Annotated in this window: 22 protein-coding genes and 1 tRNA gene; 15 read left to right on the top strand and 8 right to left on the bottom strand. The window is 62.2% G+C overall.

The genetic code is table 11. From position 1 onward, the window contains the following. The first annotated feature begins 337 nt into the window (after nucleotides 1–337). On the top strand, nucleotides 338–1,420 hold the full coding sequence (locus tag I2H38_RS10595) for a dipeptidase (protein ID WP_196271815.1): 1,083 nt from the start codon (nucleotides 338–340) through the stop codon (nucleotides 1,418–1,420). A gap of 1,416 nt (nucleotides 1,421–2,836) precedes the next feature. Here the strand turns inward: I2H38_RS10595 and I2H38_RS10590 are convergent. After that, nucleotides 2,837–2,926 (bottom strand) — tRNA-Ser (locus I2H38_RS10590). 209 nt (nucleotides 2,927–3,135) lie between these two features. On the opposite strand from I2H38_RS10590, the gene I2H38_RS10585 reads away from it, so the two are divergent. From I2H38_RS10585 to I2H38_RS10575, 3 genes are all read left to right on the top strand, one after another. Continuing rightward, the gene (locus I2H38_RS10585; RefSeq protein ID WP_196271814.1) at nucleotides 3,136–3,456 is read left to right on the top strand and encodes a PetM family of cytochrome b6f complex subunit 7; all 321 of its coding nucleotides are present in this window, start codon (nucleotides 3,136–3,138) and stop codon (nucleotides 3,454–3,456) included. An 84-nt stretch (nucleotides 3,457–3,540) separates the two neighbouring features. Continuing rightward, nucleotides 3,541–4,200 carry a peptide-methionine (S)-S-oxide reductase MsrA gene (gene msrA, locus I2H38_RS10580; protein WP_196271813.1) on the top strand — a complete coding sequence of 220 codons (660 nt, stop codon included), beginning with the start codon at nucleotides 3,541–3,543 and terminating at the stop codon, nucleotides 4,198–4,200. A gap of 57 nt (nucleotides 4,201–4,257) precedes the next feature. Then, a complete protein-coding gene (locus I2H38_RS10575; RefSeq protein WP_196271945.1) occupies nucleotides 4,258–4,770 on the top strand; it encodes a TIGR00645 family protein in 513 nt (170 codons plus the stop codon). Here the strand turns inward: I2H38_RS10575 and mepA are convergent. Both mepA and I2H38_RS10565 read right to left on the bottom strand, forming a co-directional pair. Beyond that, nucleotides 4,767–5,684: a penicillin-insensitive murein endopeptidase gene (gene mepA / locus I2H38_RS10570; protein WP_196271812.1), complete on the bottom strand. Its 918-nt coding sequence runs from the start codon at nucleotides 5,682–5,684 to the stop codon at nucleotides 4,767–4,769. The genes I2H38_RS10575 and mepA overlap by 4 nt on opposite strands. 94 nt (nucleotides 5,685–5,778) lie before the next feature. Beyond that, a complete protein-coding gene (locus I2H38_RS10565) occupies nucleotides 5,779–6,615 on the bottom strand; it encodes an SDR family NAD(P)-dependent oxidoreductase (protein ID WP_196271811.1) in 837 nt (278 codons plus the stop codon). A gap of 187 nt (nucleotides 6,616–6,802) precedes the next feature. On the opposite strand from I2H38_RS10565, the gene I2H38_RS10560 reads away from it, so the two are divergent. Next, nucleotides 6,803–7,213: a PRC-barrel domain-containing protein gene (locus I2H38_RS10560; RefSeq protein WP_196271944.1), complete on the top strand. Its 411-nt coding sequence runs from the start codon at nucleotides 6,803–6,805 to the stop codon at nucleotides 7,211–7,213. A 204-nt stretch (nucleotides 7,214–7,417) separates the two neighbouring features. On the opposite strand, the gene I2H38_RS10555 is transcribed toward I2H38_RS10560, so the two are convergent. After that, nucleotides 7,418–8,206, bottom strand: coding sequence for a histone H1 (locus I2H38_RS10555; protein WP_196271810.1), 789 nt, complete (start codon nucleotides 8,204–8,206; stop codon nucleotides 7,418–7,420). A gap of 617 nt (nucleotides 8,207–8,823) precedes the next feature. Between I2H38_RS10555 and I2H38_RS10550 the strand changes: the two genes are divergently transcribed. The 3 genes from I2H38_RS10550 (at nucleotide 8,824) to I2H38_RS10540 (ending at nucleotide 12,145) form a co-directional block, all read left to right on the top strand. Beyond that, complete coding sequence (locus I2H38_RS10550; protein ID WP_210324761.1) at nucleotides 8,824–9,720, top strand: DMT family transporter; 897 nt, start codon at nucleotides 8,824–8,826, stop codon at nucleotides 9,718–9,720. Further along, nucleotides 9,717–10,808 carry an ATP-dependent DNA helicase gene (locus tag I2H38_RS10545; protein WP_196271809.1) on the top strand — a complete coding sequence of 364 codons (1,092 nt, stop codon included), beginning with the start codon at nucleotides 9,717–9,719 and terminating at the stop codon, nucleotides 10,806–10,808. Before I2H38_RS10550 ends, I2H38_RS10545 begins: the two co-directional genes overlap by 4 nt. A 233-nt stretch (nucleotides 10,809–11,041) precedes the next feature. Then, the gene (locus I2H38_RS10540) at nucleotides 11,042–12,145 is read left to right on the top strand and encodes a TRAP transporter substrate-binding protein (protein ID WP_196271808.1); all 1,104 of its coding nucleotides are present in this window, start codon (nucleotides 11,042–11,044) and stop codon (nucleotides 12,143–12,145) included. A gap of 39 nt (nucleotides 12,146–12,184) precedes the next feature. Here I2H38_RS10540 and I2H38_RS10535 read toward each other — a convergent pair whose 3' ends face one another. Continuing rightward, nucleotides 12,185–13,015, bottom strand: a complete 831-nt coding sequence (locus I2H38_RS10535) for a lytic murein transglycosylase (RefSeq protein ID WP_196271807.1) — start codon at nucleotides 13,013–13,015, stop codon at nucleotides 12,185–12,187. Nucleotides 13,016–13,170: 155 nt separating this feature from the next. Here I2H38_RS10535 and I2H38_RS10530 point away from each other — a divergent pair, with 155 nt between their 5' ends. The 3 genes from I2H38_RS10530 to arsC are packed head-to-tail and all read left to right on the top strand — an operon-like array spanning nucleotide 13,171 to nucleotide 15,750. Then, nucleotides 13,171–13,785 carry a hypothetical protein gene (locus I2H38_RS10530; protein ID WP_196271806.1) on the top strand — a complete coding sequence of 205 codons (615 nt, stop codon included), beginning with the start codon at nucleotides 13,171–13,173 and terminating at the stop codon, nucleotides 13,783–13,785. Continuing rightward, nucleotides 13,779–15,302 (top strand): HWE histidine kinase domain-containing protein, encoded by a 1,524-nt coding sequence (locus I2H38_RS10525; RefSeq protein WP_196271805.1) that lies wholly within the window; start codon nucleotides 13,779–13,781, stop codon nucleotides 15,300–15,302. The genes I2H38_RS10530 and I2H38_RS10525 overlap by 7 nt, the downstream gene beginning before the upstream one ends. Nucleotides 15,303–15,321: 19 nt before the next feature. Then, the gene (gene arsC, locus I2H38_RS10520; RefSeq protein WP_196271804.1) at nucleotides 15,322–15,750 is read left to right on the top strand and encodes an arsenate reductase (glutaredoxin); all 429 of its coding nucleotides are present in this window, start codon (nucleotides 15,322–15,324) and stop codon (nucleotides 15,748–15,750) included. A gap of 45 nt (nucleotides 15,751–15,795) precedes the next feature. Here the strand turns inward: arsC and I2H38_RS10515 are convergent, their stop codons facing one another. From I2H38_RS10515 to I2H38_RS10505, 3 genes are read right to left on the bottom strand one after another with little or no spacing between them, the layout of a single operon-like run. Further along, nucleotides 15,796–16,590 carry a sulfite exporter TauE/SafE family protein gene (locus tag I2H38_RS10515; protein WP_196271803.1) on the bottom strand — a complete coding sequence of 265 codons (795 nt, stop codon included), beginning with the start codon at nucleotides 16,588–16,590 and terminating at the stop codon, nucleotides 15,796–15,798. Nucleotides 16,591–16,595: 5 nt separating this feature from the next. Continuing rightward, nucleotides 16,596–17,123: a rhodanese family protein gene (locus tag I2H38_RS10510; RefSeq protein ID WP_196271802.1), complete on the bottom strand. Its 528-nt coding sequence runs from the start codon at nucleotides 17,121–17,123 to the stop codon at nucleotides 16,596–16,598. Between the two features lie 30 nt (nucleotides 17,124–17,153). Continuing rightward, nucleotides 17,154–17,468, bottom strand: a complete 315-nt coding sequence (locus I2H38_RS10505) for an ArsR/SmtB family transcription factor (protein WP_196271801.1) — start codon at nucleotides 17,466–17,468, stop codon at nucleotides 17,154–17,156. 84 nt (nucleotides 17,469–17,552) lie between these two features. Here I2H38_RS10505 and I2H38_RS10500 point away from each other — a divergent pair, with 84 nt between their 5' ends. From I2H38_RS10500 to arsB, 4 genes are all read left to right on the top strand, one after another. Next, nucleotides 17,553–18,428 carry an MBL fold metallo-hydrolase gene (locus tag I2H38_RS10500; protein ID WP_196271800.1) on the top strand — a complete coding sequence of 292 codons (876 nt, stop codon included), beginning with the start codon at nucleotides 17,553–17,555 and terminating at the stop codon, nucleotides 18,426–18,428. A 106-nt stretch (nucleotides 18,429–18,534) separates the two neighbouring features. Further along, entirely contained in the window at nucleotides 18,535–18,891 is a 357-nt protein-coding gene (locus I2H38_RS10495; protein ID WP_196271799.1) for an ArsR/SmtB family transcription factor, read from the top strand. Beyond that, entirely contained in the window at nucleotides 18,888–19,415 is a 528-nt protein-coding gene (locus tag I2H38_RS10490) for an arsenate reductase ArsC (protein ID WP_196271798.1), read from the top strand. The genes I2H38_RS10495 and I2H38_RS10490 overlap by 4 nt, the downstream gene beginning before the upstream one ends. 16 nt (nucleotides 19,416–19,431) lie before the next feature. Then, nucleotides 19,432–20,499, top strand: coding sequence for an ACR3 family arsenite efflux transporter (arsB, locus tag I2H38_RS10485; protein ID WP_196271797.1), 1,068 nt, complete (start codon nucleotides 19,432–19,434; stop codon nucleotides 20,497–20,499). The last annotated feature ends 2 nt before the right edge of the window (nucleotides 20,500–20,501 follow it).

Here is a 20,501-nt window from a genome sequence, read left to right as displayed (position 1 = left end):
CGAGCGGCCGATCGAGCGTTGCACTCATATTCACACTGTGAAAGGCGTTCAGATGCATCTTCGTCGTTGCGGCTTCGTCACACCGTTCGCAACGTGGGTGGTTCTAGTGCGCGGCACCGCGGAGCAGTAGCCATGCCTACGATGAGCGGTGAATCGACCATCGCCGCAACTCTTCCCCGCAAACTCGAAACCACCTTCGACGATCAACGATCCGACTAAGAACCGACGGATTCAGTGTTGGGCCGGCCCCATGGTCTCGTCGCCGGAAAACCGTGACACCGATCCCTTCCTCTCCGCCTATCGTGCGTGAGAACACCACTCATTGGAGCTAGATTTGATGTCCAAGACTGCAGTACGACGCGAAGCGGCCAAGAGCACCCTGAAGGACTTTCTGGTCTTCGACATGCTTGGAGGGTCGCTCGGAACGCTTGGGGCACCGGCCGGGCGCCCCGCAGATTATGCCGACGGGCCGCTTCGCGCGGGGATCGATGTGCTGCACATCAGCATCGGCACGCATGTCGAGAATATCGAACCGGTGCTTGTCGAACTCTACGATTGCCTTTGCCTGTTCGATCAGATGAGCCATCGTGCGCTTCACGTACGCTCGGGGGCCGACATCGAGACTGCGCGGCAGAGTGGCCGCGTCGGGGTGATCCTGGGATCGCAGGGCCTCGACTACATTGGGCGCGAAACGCGGCTCATCATGTGCCTCGCCCGCCTCGGGCTCCGTTGCGCGGCGCTCACCTACAACGAAGCCAATGCTCTCGGCTCCGGCTGCCTGGAACCGACCGACCACGGTCTGACCCTGATCGGCAAGCGGGCGGTGCGTGAGCTGCGGCACAACGGCATCGCGCTCGATCTGACCCATGTGGGCTATCGCACCTCCATGGATGCGATGGAACTCTATGACGGACCGGCTATCTTCACTCATTCGAACGCTTATGCGTTGACTCCGAATCCCCGGAACATCAAGGACGATCAGATTCGCGCAGCCGCCGCAACCGGTGGCATGGTCGGCGTCTCACCCTATTCACCCTTCTGTCATTCGCCGAAATCGGCACGTCCGACGGTTGAGGATTTTGCCAACCACATTGACTACATGGTGCAACTCGTCGGCATCGACCATGTGGGAATCGGCACAGACCTTTTTCCGCATACAAAGGTGAAGTGGGAGAATGGGACGAAGCGAAACTATCCGGAAATGGTCGGCCCCTATGTGTGGGAGACGGTCTATTCGGAGGGGTTCGATAGTCAGCAGAAGTTCGAGACGCTGCCGGACCTTCTTGCGCGTCGCGGCTACACGGACGCCGATATCCGCAGGATCATGGGAGAGAATGCAGCGCGTGTATTTGCTGAAGCCTGGGACAAGGCGCCAGCAGATCATTCGCCGGCATCCATCAACGCCCAGGCTCTCGTCTGAAACACTCGGGCGCACCCCGCGCAATCGTTTCGAAACTCCAGCGGGTGTGAGCGACCTTGAACCATCCCTCGGTCCAGGAGCTATTCCGGCACACCAGTCGGAAGTAAAATCCTTGGAGTGGTTAAAGAGTTGGGCGAACCTGGTCGATATTCGCCACTGGGGTAAGGGGCATCCGCGGGCGGTGTTGTCGGCGCCGTTGGCTTCAAGCAGATCGGGTTCGGCGCAACCAACCCTGCCGCTCGCGGTCGCCTTGCTGCTCCTCGGAGCCGTGCCGATCCTGGATGATCTTGCGAGCTTTTTCCGCAGGATCGGTCGGGCCTTCGCCTTACCAAAGCAGTTTGCTTGGCCATAAACGAAGTCCGGATCCCCACCGGGCAAGAAAACAATTGCTGGGCGACCAGCAATTGGCTCGATGCGAAGGTGCCGTCACACGCAAGCCAAGCGAGCTCGATATCGCGAAGAAATGCTCCGCCCGCTCATTGATGTGCGCCGTCGGAGGATGCGCTCGCTTTCGCCGAGATATGGATCCGGCAGACTGTGGCCCGCGGGGTGTGTCGAGCTTTATAGATGGTGTGAACGACATTATCTCACCGGCAAAGGTGCACGTTCTGCTGCGCAGTCACTTGCGCTTCGGCAGGACGCCCCAGACCTCCTAACCTGCGCTTCGCGTCCTGCGCGCGACCCCGGCGGATTCGCCGAAGCGTTGGACCTTGCTAAACGGGCATGCGCGGTCATCACCTGACAACGTCTCAGCGCTGGAATTACACATACCCTGCTGGCGATCTCGGATGCCGCCCCGGCCAATCAGTCGCTGAGCCTTGGCGATCGCCTTGCGGCACTCACGGAAGGGGAACCATAGAGCATCAAGCTCATGGCTGCGCTACTCGTTGAGTACGCGCTTGCTGAGCTTCGCGGGCCCCTTTTCATAGGTTGCTGAACTGCGTCGACACAACGCCGTCACGCCGATCCGGAAGAGTGGTTGAGTGCAGCGACGAAGGTAGCCATTTAGGAACCCGCGCATGCCGCGCGTGGCATATGCTTCGGATCACGAACAGGCCTGCCAAGGACACACTACATTACCCACGACTGGCGAATGTCCAGTTTGCAGGCTCCCTCGGCCTATGGCCGGTGTTAGGAATGGGCTCGACGCGGCTGCCGATTGGTGCCCCAGGTTTTGGAAAATAGATGAAACCTTCGGTGCAATTTCTCCGGCTCTTAGATCGGAGATGAGTTAGCTTGAAACCAGCGCTTTGCAGCGGGTCGTGGGTCCTTCCCTATGAATGATCCGAACCTCGCAACCGGACTACAACATTCGAAACCGGGCAAACCGGTAAGTCCTGGCGCGTCAGGGCGCGACGAAATGGCCCGATAAGTCCGCGACAATAAAAATATCTGTAATATCAGCTATTTAGACGGTGGCGGAGGGAGAGGGATTCGAACCCTCGATACGGTTTCCCGTATACACACTTTCCAGGCGTGCGCCTTCAACCACTCGGCCACCCCTCCTACACGAGCCCGTGCCGGGCTCTATAACCCTGTTTCGGCGTAAGGCCGAGAGGCAGGGCTTTTTCTCCGCCGGATCATGCGGAGGCGGTTCGTGTATCGCTAAATGGCAGCAGAAGGCAAGATCGAACTTCTGTGAAGTTGGACTTTGCCGACTTTTCCCTTACGTCAAAACAAACTAGAATCCCCTCTGTTTGGAGAGGTATTCCATCTTGAAGTTTTTGGCGCGTAGTCTCGGCCTCCTGCTTGTTGCAGCCGGGTTCATCGGTTTGGTGATCGACGGCACACGATCGATCGTTAATAACGATATATCATTTGTTTCGTTGAACGGACTGGTGAATGCGGTGTTTCCCGATGGCGTTCCGGGATTGCAGGCTCGTGTCGCGCAGCGCTCCATTCCTTGGCTCTGGGATCCGGTTCTGGTCCATGTGCTTCAGTTTCCGGCGTCCGTGACAGGGTTCGTCTTGGGCGCGCTCCTACTTTGGCTGGGCCAAAAGCCCCTGGAACCCATCGGCTATCTGGCCGGCCGCTGATCCTTTCACGGGAAGGTGACGCTTCGCACTCTCCCGGTCGCCAGGGAAAGCACCTACATTGGGCGGATCATCGAGAGGTCCCTCATGTCTATTCTCAAAAAGCGCCTCGATCTTCCGACCCAGGCAGAGGCCCTGCCGGGCCGGGCGTCGCCGATCCCCACCGAGAGCCATCACTTCGTGAACGGGCGCGCCCTGCAGCCGCCCTATCCGGAAGGAATGGAAAAGGCCGTGTTCGGTCTTGGCTGTTTCTGGGGAGCGGAGCGCAAGTTCTGGCAATTGGGGGAGGGCGTCTGGGTTACGGCGGTAGGCTACACCGCCGGCATCACGCCCAACCCGACCTACGAGGAAGTGTGCAGCGGATTGACCGGGCACAATGAGGTCGTGCTCGTGGTGTTCGATCCGAAGCGCATCTCTTATGAGGCCCTGCTGAAGGTATTCTGGGAGAGCCACGATCCGACGCAGGGCATGCGCCAGGGCAACGATATGGGCACCCAATATCGCTCCGGCATCTACGTGTTCAGCGACGCGCAGAGGAAGGCCGCGGAGGCGTCTCGGGAGGCTTATGATCGCGCGCTCTCGAACCAGGGCTATGGCCGCGTCACGACGGAAATCCTCGATGTGGGGCCATTCTATTTCGCCGAAGGGTACCATCAGCAATATCTCGCCAAAAATCCGAACGGCTATTGCGGGATCGGCGGCACGGGCGTCTCTTGCCCCATCGGGGTCGGCGTCGCGGCCAGTTAAGATATTGCGCCCCCTCCGCTATCATGGCATCCCGCCGGTGTCACAAGGGAGGGCATGATGATCGAACGGGTCCTGGAGCGTTTTCTGTTTGCGAGCCGCTGGCTCCTGGCGCCGTTTTACGTCGGCCTGGTCTTCTCGCTGGGGCTCCTGCTGTTCAAAGCGATGCAGGAGCTCGTCCATTTCATCGCGCACGCGCCGCAGGCGACAGAATCGGATGTCATTCTCGGCGTACTGACTCTCATCGATCTCACGCTGACGGGCTCGCTCATCGTGATCGTGATCTTTTCCGGCTACGAAAATTTCGTGTCGAAGATCGACGCGGCGGACCACAAGGACTGGCCCGATTGGATGGGCAAGATCGACTTCACCGGGCTGAAGCTGAAACTGCTCTCATCCATCGTCGCGATTTCAGCGATACAGGTTCTGAAGGCCTTCATGAACCTTGACAACATCTCAGACCGCAATTTGACCTGGCTCGTGGTGATCCACCTGGTCTTCGTCGGCTCGGGCATCATCCTCGCACTCACCGACCGCATCGCGGAAGGCGGCCACAAGGTCGCCAAGGATTAAGGCGAGGCGAGCACGCGGCGGCATTCGGCCGGGAGCTGCGCCATGGTCATCGGCGGGCGCGGCTTGCCGGGTTTCGGATGCAGCATCTTCGGCGTGAACCACTGGGCCAGCTCCGCGCCGCAGCCATCGCCTGACGGGGGCGGCTCCTGGTCCGCGCACTCGCCGTCGCCCTGCGGGCAGGCAATGCGGATATGGAAGTGATAGTTGTGGCCGAACATCGGCCGCACCTTCGTCAGCCATGAGCGGTCGTCGCCTGCTTCCCGGCAGAGCGCCTTCTTGATCGCCGGGTTGACAAAGATTCGCGCGACCTCCGGTTCCTTCGCGGCCGTGCGGATGAGAGCCGTGTGCTGCGGCGTCCAGACTTTCGGATCGATATCGAGCAGATCCTCGCGCACCATGTCGGTCGCTGACATCTCTTCGCGCTCAGTGCGGGTGAGGTGGCGCGTGGGCATCGGCGTCAACCAGACATCCGCGTCGAGGCCGATCTGATGCGAGGCGTGACCGGTGATCATCGGACCGCCGCGCGGCTGGGAGATGTCACCGACGAGCAGTCCGGGCCATCCATTGACTTGCGGCACCCGCGCGGACAGTTTCTTCAAAAGCTCGATCAGTTGCGGATGTCCCCAGTTGCGATTGCGAGAGAGACGCATCACCTGCCAGGTGTCGCCGTCGACGGGGATCGCGGTCGCTCCTGCGACGCAGCCTTTCGCGTAGCCTCCGATCGAGTTCGCCGGCAGCGCGGCTGGCTTATCGCGTCGCCCGAACAATTCCTTCGCGGGCGTCTTCGGATCGTCGGGGTTCGCGAGAGGCGGAAGCGGCTTTGGATTGAGCGCGCCCTTGTCCTGGGCAGACGCCGAGCCGCCGACGAGAAGGGCGAGTGCAAGAGCAAGGGGTAAGCATCGAATCGCGTTCATGCGCCCAGGCTAGCCTGGGCTGCAGGATGGCGAAACGGGCTTCGCATGTCTCATCTTGTCGCCTTGCCTTGCCCTACCCAGCCTGCCGGCGACGTCAATGAGCCGGTGGACGACGTTCGGAGCCGTCGCGTTGAGAGACATGTCCCGGCCCGAGCGTCGTCTTGTGCTCGCCGTTGCCCGCTTGGCGCGTGACTGCTTTTTCGGGCTCAACAGTCCGTCGTGGGCGCGGCCGCGATCGGTTCGCGACCTTGGGCATCAGAAAAGCCGCGAGGGCCGCGCCGATCCCGGCCAGCAGGGCTCCCGTCGCATAAGGATGTCGTTGCGCTCGGCGGAGGAGACCGAGCCCGCGCGGCGGACGGCCAAGGTCTATCTCGCGACGCGGGTTCTCCGTTGCGAACACGATCGCCCCGGCCGCGAGATGAGGGTCGCGTATCGGCTGCGGTTTGGTCGCAAGCCTTGACAGAAAGGGGGCGGTGACGAGCGTGATCGAAACCGGCGCGCCCGCGCGCCGCAGTCTCATGCGGAGGCGGTCGATGTGGTCCTTGCCAGACGCGGACCTGCCGATTGCGACGATGCCGCCACCCCACTTGCGAAGATGATGCACCGCGACCGCCAGACCCATCATGGCGTTGCGATCGTCGATCCAGGTGTCAAACCGACCGAAGGCATCGATGGCGAGCTTCGCCACGCGCTCAAGATCGTCACGCCGATTCACATCGGCACTGATAGCGAGGGCGCGGCTTCCGGCCCGAGAGACCTCGTCTGAGATCCTGCGCAGGGCTGCGGGATCGCTGTCGGTCAGGACCAGTCCCCTGACCCCGCGCGAAGCGAGGAGACGCGCCGTGGCCATCCCGACGTCGCTCGACGCGCCTGCAATGACGACGATCTGCTCCTCGATGGGCTTGAGGCTTAAGGGCATGCGGTGTGTCATCCTCGTCTCCGCCGACGCTGCCCCTTGCGAAACGCAGGTCAACGTCAGCGCGGACCGGCGGGTTCCGATAGCAGAGCTTCACTCAAGCGTAGCGCGGCAGGGTCTTGCCTCGGCGCGAGACGTCCCCGGAACCGGCTTTTTCACCTCGACGTTGCCTCATTATCTCACAGTCGAAGGGAGCATGATGATGGAGACGACGGCACAGGGTGGAGGCCTGCACACAGCTCACGCTCTGATCGCCAGCGACAAGGTCGAGGGGACGCCGGTGCGCCGCCCCGACGGCGAGAAGATCGGCACGATCGAGCGCGTGATGATCGACAAAAGATCCGGAAAAGTCGCTTACGCCGTCATGAGCTTTGGCGGCTTCATGGGGCTCGGCGAGGAGTATTATACGCTGCCCTGGGGGGTCCTGACTTACAAAATCGAACTCGATGCTTACGAGCTCGACCTGTCCGAGGAACAGCTGCGCGGCGCGCCCCGGCGCAGCGCCGAGGGGCACGATCTATCCTATGACCGCGATTGGGAGGAGCACGTCCATCGCTATTACAACGCGAGCCCCTATTGGGACGACGACGATCCGATGAGCGTGGGCCGCTAGAGCACAATCAGCAAAGGTGGAAGCCACTCAAAGGATCACGCGATATCAAAACGGAAGAGGCTGGTCATGTTTCGTGGAGACATGATCGAGTTCTAGGCGCGCCTCAAACGAAAATCGCCCGGCCGGAGCCGGGCGATTTTTTATGCCGAAGCGCCGGTCGCTCGAGGCTTGAACCCCGATCCCGGCGCGAGAGGCACGCTTGTCTTAGCGCTTCTTCGAAGAGCCCTTGCGCGGACCCGGCGAACGCTTCGCAGCAACCGTCTTCGACTTCTTGGTTGCCGAGGTGCGGCTGGAGGCGGCGGCGGCGCGCTTCGTCGCCTTGGCGGCGCGGGGCTTCGAGGCCGAGCTCTTGGCGGAGGCCTTGACCGCGGTGCGGCTGGCCGAGCGACCCGGAGCCTTCTTGGCGGCTGAACGGGCCGAGACCTTCGAAGCGGAACGCGCGCCAGCCTTGGCGGCGGTCTTCTTCGCAGTGGTCTTCGCAGCTGTCTTCCTAGCGGTGGCCTTCTTGGCGCCGGCCTTCGCGGTGGTCTTCCTGGCGGTCGACTTGACCGAGGACTTCCGGGCGGTCGTCTTCTTGGCTCCCGCCTTCGCTGCGGACTTCTTCGCGGCCGAGCGAACGGAGGTCTTCGCAGCCACCTTCTTCGCGGTGGCCTTCTTCGCCGAAGCCTTCACGGTCTTCTTGGCAGCTGTCTTCTTGGCCGCAGCCTTCACGGTCTTCGAAGCAGCCTTCTTGGCGGCCGTACGCTTGGTAGCGGACTTCGCAGCGCTCTTGGCAGCCGTCTTCTTGGCAGCGCTCTTTGCCGCCGATTTCGCGGCGACCTTCTTCGCAGCAGGTTTCTTCGCAGCGGGTTTCTTCGCAGCAGGTTTCTTGGCGCTAGCTTTCGCGCCCTTCTTACCGCCGGTCGAGCCGCGCGTCTTCTTGGTGGTGCTGGTCGCACCGGTGTCACCCGTGAACAGCATCGTCAGCGGGTTTGACTTATCGTCTGTCGGCATAGCCGCCTCCTTCAAGGGCCTTCGCGTGCAACCGTCACGCTTGCAAGGCAACGTCGTTATACCAAGCGGGTTCCGATTAACGGAAAGTGTAGAAAGTAGAACGAGCACATTTTCTGTGGATACTTTGACCCGTTCTCACGTCTGAACTTGCGCTTCCAATGCGCCCTGCAACGCGCGAAATATGAGTCGAGAGTACGTTGCTTGGGCGACGCCCCAAACATCTCACGTGCTGTAGATCAGAGTAATTTCCGTCATAAAAAATCTTTTAAAAACAAATGCTTATATCATCGCAAGAAATTCCGAAGCCTGCTGTCTCCACGCGCGCGCAGTGTCGTTGAGGCGAGCGCGCGCGTCGCGACGAGGCCTCGCGCGGATGCGTTGAAACGTGCTCTCGCGAGGCCAGAAAAAAAAGTTGTGGTGCGCGGCGAAAAAACGCGGTCGGGAGTCGCCAAACGCCTTTTGCGGCGCGCGACGAGTCAAGAATCACATGCGCGAATACATGACGTAGCGGCAGAATTTGGCGCGCGATGTGTCGATTTGAGGCGCGTGAGAGTCCGGTGTCGCCCGCGTCCGACGCATCGATGGAGTCTTCACGCGGCCGGCGCGGCGAGCTATCGATGAAGCCCCGTCACATCGCTCGATCAGCCGTGCCCCATCGCAGTATCCTTGCCGTCGTTCTCTGGATGAGCGGCGCGCTCCTCTCCTTCTCCGCAACGGCTGTCGCCGTGCGCGCGCTCTCGCCGACCTTCTCCGTGTTCGAGATCCTGTCGGTGCGCAATGCCGCGGGCGTCCTCATCCTCCTCACCTTCGCGTTCATAAAGCCGGAACTCCGATCGGGACTGAAGCCGCGCCGCTTCACGTTGCATCTCGCCCGCAACGTCCTGCATTTCGCGAGTACCGATGCCTGGGCTTACAGCCTCACGCTGCTGCCGCTTGCCACCGTCTTCGCACTGGAGTTCACCACACCCGCCTGGGTCGCGCTGCTGGCGATCCCGCTGCTGCATGAGCGGATGAACAGGGGCCGCCTCGTCGCGGTCGTGCTCGGGTTTGCCGGGGTGCTCATCATTTTGCGGCCGGGGGTCGGGACGTTGCAGCCGGCGAGCCTTTTGGTGCTCGCGGTCGCCTTCACCTTCGCTCTCGTCGCCATCATCACGAAGCGCCTGACCCGGACCGAGAGCACCTTCTCGATCATTTTCTTCATGAACCTGATGCAGCTGCCCATGAACCTCGCGGGCGTCAGCGGCGCGTTCTGGCTGAGGATCGAGCCGTCCCACACCCTGCCGCTCATCGGTATCTGCGCCGGCGGCCTGCTCTCCCATTACTGCCTCACCAACGCTTACCGGCATGGCGATGCGAGCATGGTCGTGCCGCTCGACTTCCTGCGCATTCCGCTCATCGCCCTCGTCGGCTGGCAGCTTTATCATGAGCCGCTTGATCCCTATGTGTTTGCGGGGAGCGCCTGCATCGTCGCGGGCCTGATCTATAGTCTGCGTCGCGAGGCAAAAGCCGGATGAGTTGGTCACCACAGCAGGATGCCGCTTTGAAGACAGTCGCCGATTGGCTGCGCCGTGGCGACCGTCAGGTCTTCCGGTTGTTCGGCTATGCCGGCACGGGCAAAACGACGCTCGCGCGGCACATCGCGGAGGGCGTGGAAGGGGAGGTGGCCTTCGGCGCATTCACGGGCAAGGCCGCTTCGGTTCTGCGCGCGAAAGGCTGCTCGGACGCCTCCACCATTCACTCGATGATCTACCGCTCACGGGAGTCAGATGAGGGCGGTCCGCAATTCGTCCTCAATCGTCAGAGCCAGGCCGCGAAGGCGGCTCTGATCGTCATCGACGAATGCTCCATGGTCGATGAGGAACTCGGGCGCGATCTTCTCTCCTTCGGCCAGCCTGTTCTCGTGCTCGGCGATCCGGCGCAGCTTCCCCCCGTCAAAGGGGGCGGCTTCTTCACCGAGGCGGAGCCTGACATGATGCTGACCGAGGTCCATCGTCAGGCCAAGGACAACCCCATCGTCCATATGTCGATGAAGGTGCGCGAAGGCGGCAAGCTGGAGCCCGGCACGTACGGCGAGAGCCGCGTCATCCGCCGCCGTGAGATCGATGCCGCGACGGTGATGGCGGCCGATCAGGTGCTCGTCGGTCTCAACAAGACGCGCCGTCTCTACAACACGCGCCTGCGCGAATTGAACGGCTATCGCGACCCGATGCCGGCGGCGGGCGAGAAGCTTGTGTGTCTGCGCAACGACAAGACCAAGGGTTTGCTCAACGGTAGCATCTGGAACATCCAGACTCTGCGCGGGATCCGCAACGACTTCATCCGCATGGACGTGACGGCCGAGGACGACGCCCGCGGTCGCGCGGTCGAGGTTGTCGTGCACAAGGCCTTTTTCGAAGGTGCGGAAGAGGACATCCCATTCGTGCTGCGCCGCGAGTCCGAGGAATTTACCTATGGCTATGCGCTGACGGTTCACAAAGCCCAGGGCTCGCAATGGGACGATCTCGTGCTCTTCGATGAATCCTACGCATTCCGGGAGCATCGCAGCCGCTGGCTCTATACCGGCCTGACGCGGGCGGCCGAAAAGGTAACGGTGGTCATTTAAGCCTATACCCGCGCGGTTGGGATCGCGTGACTGCTCTGCAATTTCAGCGCCTCCAGGGCCGATTGGTTGCGAACACATGCACTCAGCGCATGAAGCCCCTGCCGCTCTCTGCCTGTCACATTCTATCCGGGTCGTTATGAGAAGAGCATCAAGTTGTGCGCTTCGCGACGCTCCCATGAAACATTCCATCGTCGTGGGGTTTGCGAAAGCGTCATCGCGAAAGGGTTGTTTTTATGAAGCGTCGCGTATTTCTCAAGACTGCCGCCGTTGGTGTGACGGCTGGTGCCGTTGCCAAGCCTGCCATTGCCCAGCCTGCCATTGCCCAGTCCATGCCGGAGATCCGCTGGCGTCTGAGTTCAGGTTTTCCGAAGTCGCTCGACACCCTGTTCGGCGGCGGCGAGCTTTTGGCGAAATACGTGTCGGAGGCGACCGACGGCAAGTTCATCATCCAGCCCTTCGCTGCGGGCGAGATCGTCGGCACGCCGCAGGCGGCCGACGCGGTCGGCAATGGCACCGTCGAGATGGCGCATTCCTGCTCCTACTACTACATCGGCAAGGACCCGACTTTCGCTATCGGCACCAACCTGCCCTTCGGCATGAACTCGCGTCAGACGAATGCCTGGCTCTATCACGGCAACGGCAACGAACTGCTCAACGAGTTCTACGCCAAGTACAACCTCTTCGCGCTGCCCGCCGGCAATACCGGCGCGCAGATGGGCGGCTGGTTCCGCAAAGAGATCAAGACGGTTCAGGATCTCAGCGGCCTGAAGATGCGTATCGCGGGGCTTGCCGGACAGATCATGGGGAAGCTCGGCGTCGTACCGCAGCAGATCGCAGGCGGCGATCTCTACCCCTCCCTCGAGCGCGGCACCATCGACGCCGCCGAGTGGGTTGCGCCATACGATGACGAGAGGCTCGGTCTCAACAAGGTCGCTCCCTACTACTACTATCCCGGCTTCTGGGAAGGCGGCCCGGCGATCCACTTCTTTATCAACCTGCAGAAGTGGAACGAATTGCCGAAGGCTTATCAGGCGGTCATTCAGGCGGCTGCCGGATACGCCAACGTGGACACGCAGGCCAAATACGATGCTCGCAATCCCGCCGCCTTGCGTCGTCTGATCGGCGCGGGCGCCCAATTGCGGCCCTTCTCGCAGGAGATCATGGAGGCCGCCTACAAGTCGGCGAACGAGATCTATGACGAGTTGTCCGCCTCGAACCCGGCCTTCAAGAAGCTCTACGACAGCTACAAGGCGTTCCGCGGCGAGGAATATCTGTGGTTCCAGGTGGCCGAATACGCTTACGACAACTTCATGATCCGCGCTCGCGCGCGCGGTTGACACAGAAAACCGGGTGGGCGCTCGAAGGCGCTCACCCGCTTACTGGTTCGCATCCGACACGTCGCCACCGGCAAGCCGCTTGGCGAAATAGGCTACTGTTCGCGAATAGACCTGCGACTTGTTCCACTCCCGCAGTACCTCGAAATTCGGTGCGCCCGGCGACCAGTCGGCACCCCTGAGCCAACCATGACCGACGAGGAAATTGGCGGTCGAGGCGAGCACGTCGGCCGGGCTGTGCAGCAGATCGGCCCTGCCGTCGCCATCAAAATCGACCGCGTATTTCACGTAGGACGAAGGCATAAACTGCGTCTGGCCGAGTTCGCCGGCCCATGCGCCGCGCATCTCAACGGGCGTCAGATCGCCTCGCTCGACGATGCGGATGGCGTCGAACAGATGTCGCTGGAACATTTCGGAGCGCCGGCAATCATAGGCGAGCGTCGCGACCGAGCGGATCGTCGCCATGTTGCCCTTCACCGCGCCGAAATCGCTCTCTAATCCCCAGATCGCGACCAGTACCGGGCCCGGCACGCCGAAGCGCTGCTCGACGCGCGCGAGCGTGGCGGCGTGTTTCTTGAGCAGACTCGCGCCCATCTTGAGTCGGTAAGGCGAGATCATTCGGCCCGCAAACTGCTCGAAGCTCTGCTTGAACACGCCTTGACCGCGATCCTTACCGATGACGCTTGGGTCGAAAGTCACGCCGGACAATGCCGCGCGAATCGCGTCGGGCGAGATGCCTTGCGCGACTGCCTCCTGGCGCACGTCGCCGAGCCATTTCTCGAAGCCGGCCGGATCGCGACAGGTCGCCGCCGAGGCTTGTCCCGCTGCAAACAGAAGGGCTGCGATCAAAGAGACACCTCGAGTCTTCGGCATCACTTTTCTCCTCTCGCCATATCGTTCGATTCTGTTGGCGAGGTAGGGCTGTGACGCTGCAACTCAAGGCCATCGAGCTTCCCGGAGGCAACCAGATGGCCTCAAAAGCGTTGCTATTACGGTGGAGCTTGTGCCGCGAAACGAAAGGAGATTCGATGATGCTCGTCGCGAAGCGTCTTGTCGCAGCACTCGCCGCGTGTTTCGTGGCGTCTTCCAGCGGAGTTGCAGCCATGCTGCCCGCGTCGGAAGCCATGCCAGAAGCCACTCAGGCAAAGTTCGATCCGGTTCTGCGCGAGACATATGTAGCAAGTCGTGTGACGCCCAATCTTTGTTTCTCGCTGGCGCTGCCGCGGGAGTGGCGCGTTGCGGTTGATGACCTGAAGACCAGCTTGAACGCGGTGTTTTCCACCGCGGAGCTTGATATGAATTTGCGATCCGCGCGAGACCTCCAGAGCTTGCCGCAATCCGATCTCGCGCGTCGGGACGCTGCTCTACTGCAGCGGGATTACGAGGGGATTTTCGGTCGTCCTGCCCAGTCCGTATCGCTCGCCTCGCCCGCGCCGGGGGTTGTCCGCTGGAGCGCAACCTGGATCGACGCAAACCTGCCGGGCACGTCGCACGCCATGACCATCGAGATCGTCCTCGTGCCGTTGTCACGCGACTGGATGCTTGAATTTTCCCTGAACAATGTCGAGACCCGTGAGGCCTATGACGCTCTTGTGCGACAAGTGTTGTCCGGTTTGCGCGTGCAAGGTGGCGCTGAGTGCTGAAAGCCGAGTATATGAACGGTTCGCGTTCCTGGTGGCGTTTCCGACCGGGGGCGGCCTCCCCCGACGAAGCGATGGGCCGCGGCCCGGTCGAGGCGCAGGCTTCCGCGCACAGCCAAGGCCTCGTGCACGCCGCCAGGGTGGATGGAAGTGGCACTCGATCTGCTCCCGACCGCACTGGCTCCATGCTGACGCGTTTGACAAAAATTGTGCCGGCCAACTCGCCGATCGCTATTGTGATCGCAATCATGTGCGTGGTCATCGCGACCGTCGCTCGCATGTCCTTGGCGCCGCTTCTCGGCCTGACGACGCCTTTCATTACGATGTTCCCGGCGGCGCTTGCGGCCGCGCTGATTGGCGGGATCATCCCGGGCCTGGTGGCGATAGTCTTGGGGGCAATATCGGCCTGGTATTTCTTCATTCCACACACCTTCAGCTTCGGCGCGCCATCCTTGGAAAGCTTTGTTGCCGTCGTGTTCTATGTCGGCGTGGCGCTTCTCATGGTGCTGGCGGTAGGCGCGATGCGAAGCGCCCTCGCACGGCTCGAGGCCGTTCAGGAAAAGCTCTATGCGGCTCTTGCCGCCTCCAAGACGGGAACGTGGCGTTGGGACATGCAGAGCAACGTTGTCGAGTGGGATCCGGCGACGGGCGAGCTGTTTCAACGCGATTATCGGAGCGCGCCGAGATCCCTGGAGGAGTTCCTCGACATCGTCCACCCGGACGATCGAGATGCGATGGTCCACGTCGTCAGCAAAGCCGTGCGGACAGGGGAGGTCGCTTCCTACGAGTTTCGCGCCATCCTTCCCGACGGGTCCATACGGTGGCTCTATGAGCGCAGCCGCGCGGTCTGCGATGCTGACGGTCGTCCACTCTATATGATCGGTGCCTGCGTCGACATCACCGAACGCAAACGCGCCGAGGAGCGTCAGGTGCTTCTGCTGCACGAACTGAATCACAGGGTCAAGAATACCCTGACCACTGTCCAGTCCCTCGCCAGCCAGACGCTGCGCGGCAGCCACTCGCCGGAAGAGTTTCAAATCACCTTCCTCGCCCGCCTAATGGCGCTTTCCGCGACCCACGACATTCTGACCCGCACGCTCTGGGAGAGCGCCCCCCTGGGCGAGGTCATCGCGGCGGAGCTCAAGCCTCATGGCGGGATCGATGGGCAGCGGATTAGCGCGTTCGGTGACGTTGTCGAGCTCAAGCCGCAGCAGGCCCTGAGCCTTGGCATGGCCTTTCATGAACTGGCGACGAACTCGGCCAAATACGGTGCACTGTCCACCCCGCAGGGAAGCATCAAAGTCTCCTGGATCGTGAAAGAAGAGACTGCCGGAGACCGCCAGCTTGCAATCCTCTGGCACGAGTCCGGCGGCCCTGCCGTTCTCCAGCCCGAGCGCCAGGGTTTTGGTACGCGGCTTATCCAGCGCAGCATCACCCACGAACTTGGAGGCGCTGTCGAGATGAGCTACCAGCGAAAGGGCATCGAGTGCGCGATGCGGCTCCCCCTGAGCGCCGCATGAGCCGCCTAAGGAGGTCTTTATGGATGTGATCGTCTATCACAACCCGCAATGCGGGACCTCGCGCAACGTGATCGGGCTGATCCGCAATGCCGGGATCGAGCCGCATATCATCGAGTATCTTAAAACCCCACCGACGCGCCTTCTGCTGCGCCAGCTCATCAAGCGCATGGGTGTGAGCGTTCGCGATGTGGTCCGCAAGAAGGGAACGCCGTTCGAGGATCTCGGGCTCGGCGCCCCTGATGTCACCGATGATCGGCTCCTCGACGCGATGATGGAGCATCCGATCCTGATCGAGCGACCCATCGTGGTGACGCCGTTCGGCGTCAAACTCTGCCGCCCGTCGGAGGTGGTGCTCGACATCCTGCCCGTGCCGCAGCAGGGCGAATTCAGAAAAGAGGATGGGGAGATCGTGATCGACGCTGCCGGACGGCGCGCGGCGACGGCTTAAGAGCGCTCGCGCGCGTCCAATCGAGATGGCGCTCTCAAGCGGTCGCTAAACGAGCGCTGCAACGCCGCGGATGGCGACATAGATCCCAACCGTGATGACGAGACCGGCAAACAGCGTGCCGAGGATCTGCTTGCGTCGGGCGAGGTGCTTGCCGAGCGCCACACCACCGAGCCCGCCGATGAGACCGCCACCGATGAAGAGAGACGCGACCTCCCAATTAACCAGGCCGGAGAGGGCATAGCTGGAAGCCGTCGCGGCGCCGAAAGCGGTGACGGCAACGAGCGAGCTGCCGATGGCAAGCGACAGCGTCATGCCGGTCGCGAGCATCAGGCCGGGAACCACGAGAAACCCGCCGCCGATACCGAAGAATCCGGAAAGCAGGCCGACGGCAAACCCGGTGCCCAGCAGGGCAGGAAGCATGGTACGCGCATTCTGCCGCGTCAGGCGCACGGACGCATCGCCCGCGCCATTCTTCCGTCGCAGCATCATGAAGCCGACGACGATCATCAAGAGGCCGAACAGGGCGAGCAGACGCTGCCCGTCGACGGTCTTGGCGACACCCGCTCCCGCGAGCGCGCCGACAACACCCGCGCTCGCGAAGACGAGCGCGCAGCGCCACCTTACGTTCCCCGCCCGCCAATGCGCCATCAGATTGCCGAACGCGCTCGCCGAGACCGCGAGGGCGCTCGTTCCGATGGCCACATGCGGCGAGGCAATGCCGACCGCGTAGACCAGGAGTGGAACGGCGAGAATCGAGCCACCGCCGCCCACGAGCCCGAGCACCAGCCCGACAAGAGCGCCGGACCCCAACGCCGCGCCATTGGTGAAGAGGATAGACATTTTATTTATGCTTTCGCCGGAACAGCAGCCTTCCGGTTCCAGGGCGCGAACGCGAGCAGACGCGCCATGCCGCAGAACCCGGTGACGCCCGCGAAAATCAGCCCTGCGCCGACGAAGCCCGACAACGCGTAGAAGCCGGGATGCACATAGGCGCCGAGCAGAACGCCGAGAAGGGTGAGGGAGCCCGCAGCGATCTGCACTTGGCGCATTAGCTCGAGCGGTTGCGTCTTATCCTGCGCGACTGGCAGTCCGGCCTTCTTCCAGGCGTTGATGCCCCCTTCAAGAATGTAGGCGTCGCAGGTTGCAGCCGCCGCCAGCCGTTCCGCATGGGTCGCTGTGCGATTGCCCGACCGGCAGTGGAAGATCACGGCGCCGGGTGCGGCGATGGGCCCCTGCAGCTTGGAGAACGCATGATGGCGCGCGCCCGGAATGCGCTCGCGGGCATACTCGTCCGCTTCGCGGATGTCCACGAGAACAGCGCCTTTCGCGATGAGTTCCTTGGCCTTTTGGGGAGAGATGGTTGCAAGTGACATTGGGAAATTCCTTGTGAGAGGGGAGCGCCATCAGCGCCGGCAATAGAGGCGATGAAGTTCGGCCATGAGGCTTTCGATGCGCGGGTCGGCAATGCGGTACCAGAGGGTTTGCCTCTCCCGCCGGAAGGCCAGAATGCCCTCGTCGCGCATCTTGGCGAGGTGCTGCGACAACGCCGACTGGCTCAAGCCCGAGGCTTCAACGAGCGTGCCTGCCGTGGCCTCGCCGCTCTCCGCCAGCTTGCACAGGATCATCAGCCGCCGCTCGTTGCCGAGCGCGCGCAGAACATTTGCGACCTCAACGGCGTTTGCCTCGAAATCCGCGATGTCGAGCTGAGGAAGGGTCATGGCGTCGTCCATTTATTAGATGTTGCTAAATTAGATAATTCTAATGTATGTGTCAACCATGTTCTCTCTCCAGGAGCTGGCATCATGGCCTCTCACGCCCAACCCATCATCCGCGCCTTTTTCGACGAACCCACCAACACGGTCAGCTATCTGGTCGCCGATCCGGCGACCCGGAAGGCCGCCGTGGTTGATCCGGTGCTCGACTACGACCACCGTTCCGGCAAAGCTTCGATGAAGTCGGCCGAGACCATTCTGGCGGCGGCACGCGAGGCGGGCTACGACATCGAATGGGTGCTCGAAACGCACGCCCATGCGGATCACCTTTCCGCCGCGCCCTACATCAAGCTGAAGACCGGCGCGAAGGTCGGCATCGGCGAACATATCCGCGACGTGCAGAAGATCTTCCGCCCCGTCTTCGATGCCGCCGACGTGTCCGGCGACGGCACCGAGTTCGACCACCTGTTCAAGGATGGCGAGCGCTTCCAAATCGGCAAATTGGAAGTGGAGGTGCTGCATGTTCCCGGCCATACCCCGGCCGACATCGCCTACAAGGTCGCCGACGCGGTCTTTGTCGGCGACACGATGTTCATGCCCGATTACGGCACCGCCCGCGCCGACTTTCCCGGCGGCAGCGCGCATAACCTCTATCGCTCGATCAAGAAGATCCTCTCCCTGCCGCCCCAGACGCGCCTTTTCATGTGTCACGACTACAAGGCGCCCGGACGCAGCGAATACGCGTGGGAGACGACCGTCGCGGAGCAGGTCGAGAAGAACGTGCACCTGAAGGACGGCGTGTCGGAAGACCAGTTCGTCGCCATGCGCGATGCCCGCGATGCCACGCTTCCCGCTCCGGCGCTTCTCCTGCCGTCGATCCAGGTCAATATCCGCGCCGGCCACATGCCTCCCCCGGATGCGAACGGGGTTCGCTATCTCAAGATCCCGGTGAAGGTCGCGTCCTAGCGCGGCTCGGGACAGGAGCGTGGTGGTAACGAAAGCCACGCTCCTTGACCGTTCCCATGACCCGATTGTCTTGCGCTTGTCATATTAATTCGATAATTCTGGAATTATGGAAAACGAACAAGCCATTCTCGTGCTCGCAGCCCTGGCGCAATCGACCCGGCTCGATGTGTTCCGGCTGCTGGTCGCTCATGAGCCGAAAGGTCTGCCCTCGGGTGAAATCGCCCGGCATTTCGTGGTGCCCGCCAACACCATGTCGACGCATCTGGCCGTGCTGACGCGGGCAGGGCTGATCCGGTCGGAGCGGCAGAGTCGATCGGTGATCTATCGGGCCGATCTGGCGCGCATGCGCGATGTGGCGGCCTTTCTCGTCAAGGATTGCTGTGGCGGGCGGCCGGAGATTTGCGCGCCGTTGATCGCCGATCTCACCCCCTGCTGCACATCGACCGAGGAAGTCTGCTTATGAGCGAGCATATCTACAACGTGCTATTTCTCTGCACGGGAAACACCGCCCGCTCCATTCTGGCGGAAGGCATTCTGCGCAAGGATGGGGCAGGGCGGTTTCGCGCCTTCTCGGCGGGCAGCCAGCCGAAGGGAACGGTCAACCCCTTCGCGCTCCGGGTCCTTGACGCCGCGGGCTACCCGGCGACGGATTTCCGTTCCAAGAACTGGGACGAGTTCACCGGGCCGGACGTGCCGCCGATGGATTTCATCTTCACTGTCTGCGACAACGCCGCCGGCGAATCCTGTCCAGTCTGGCCCGGCCATCCGGCGACCGCCCATTGGGGCATCGAAGACCCCGCGACGGTCGAGGGTAGCGACCTCGAAAAGGAGCGCGCCTTCGTGCAGGCGTTCAAATATCTCCGCAACCGGATCTCTCTGTTCCTGAGCCTGCCCTTGGCGGACCGCGACGCAGTGTCCTTGCGAACCAGGCTTGGCGCCATCGGGCGAGTCGAGGGCGCCACAGCCACCCGTTCTGAGACGGCCTGAGGAGAAAGAGAACAACATGTCCACTTTCGAGCGTTATCTCACCCTCTGGGTCGCCCTCTGCATCGTCGCGGGCATCGTGCTCGGCCATGCGTTTCCGGGTGTCTTCCACATCATCGGAGCGGCGGAAGTCGCGAAGGTCAATCTGCCGATGGCGGTCCTGATCTGGCTGATGATCGTGCCGATGCTGGTCAAGATTGACTTCTCTGCGCTGCATCAGGTGCGCGAACATTGGCGCGGTATCGGCGTGACGCTGTTCATCAATTGGGCGGTGAAACCGTTCTCCATGGCGGCGCTCGGCTGGTTCTTCATCGGATACCTGTTCAAGCCCTACCTGCCTGCCGACCAGGTCGACTTCTACATCGCCGGCCTCATCATCCTGGCGGCTGCGCCCTGCACCGCCATGGTGTTTGTGTGGAGCAACCTGACGAAGGGCGAACCGCATTTCACCCTCTCGCAGGTCGCGCTCAACGACACGATCATGGTCGTCGCCTTCGCGCCCATCGTCGGACTCCTGCTCGGCCTCTCGGCCATCATCGTGCCGTGGGGCACGCTCGTGCTGTCGGTCGGGCTCTACATCGTCGTTCCGGTGATCGCTGCGCAGTTGTTGCGCAAGCGCGTTCTCGCGACAGGCGGGGAGGCCGCGCTCGCGCGGCTTCTTGCACGGCTGCAACCGCTCTCGCTCGTCGCGTTGCTCGCGACTCTCGTACTGCTGTTCGGATTTCAGGGTGAGCAGATTCTGGCGCAGCCTCTGGTGATCGCGCTGCTGGCGGTGCCGATCCTCATCCAAGTCTATTTCAACGCGGGGCTCGCCTACATCCTGAACCGGATCGCTGGCGAGAAGCATTGCGTCGCGGGCCCGTCCGCCTTGATCGGTGCGAGCAACTTCTTCGAGTTGGCGGTCGCCGCCGCGATCAGCCTATTCGGCTTCAATTCGGGCGCGGCGCTCGCCACTGTTGTCGGCGTGCTGGTCGAGGTGCCGGTGATGCTCTCGGTGGTGAAGATCGTCAATGCGAGCCAGGGCTGGTACGAGCGCGGCGCAAGCGAGACGCGCTCTGCCCCAAATGAGACGACCGCTCGCTCCTGACG

Source organism: Microvirga alba, assembly GCF_015694465.1.
Classification (GTDB): Bacteria; Pseudomonadota; Alphaproteobacteria; order Rhizobiales; family Beijerinckiaceae; genus Microvirga; species Microvirga alba.
The sequence above is the reverse complement of the archived record's forward strand: the minus strand, read 5'-3'. Positions and strand labels throughout refer to the sequence as shown.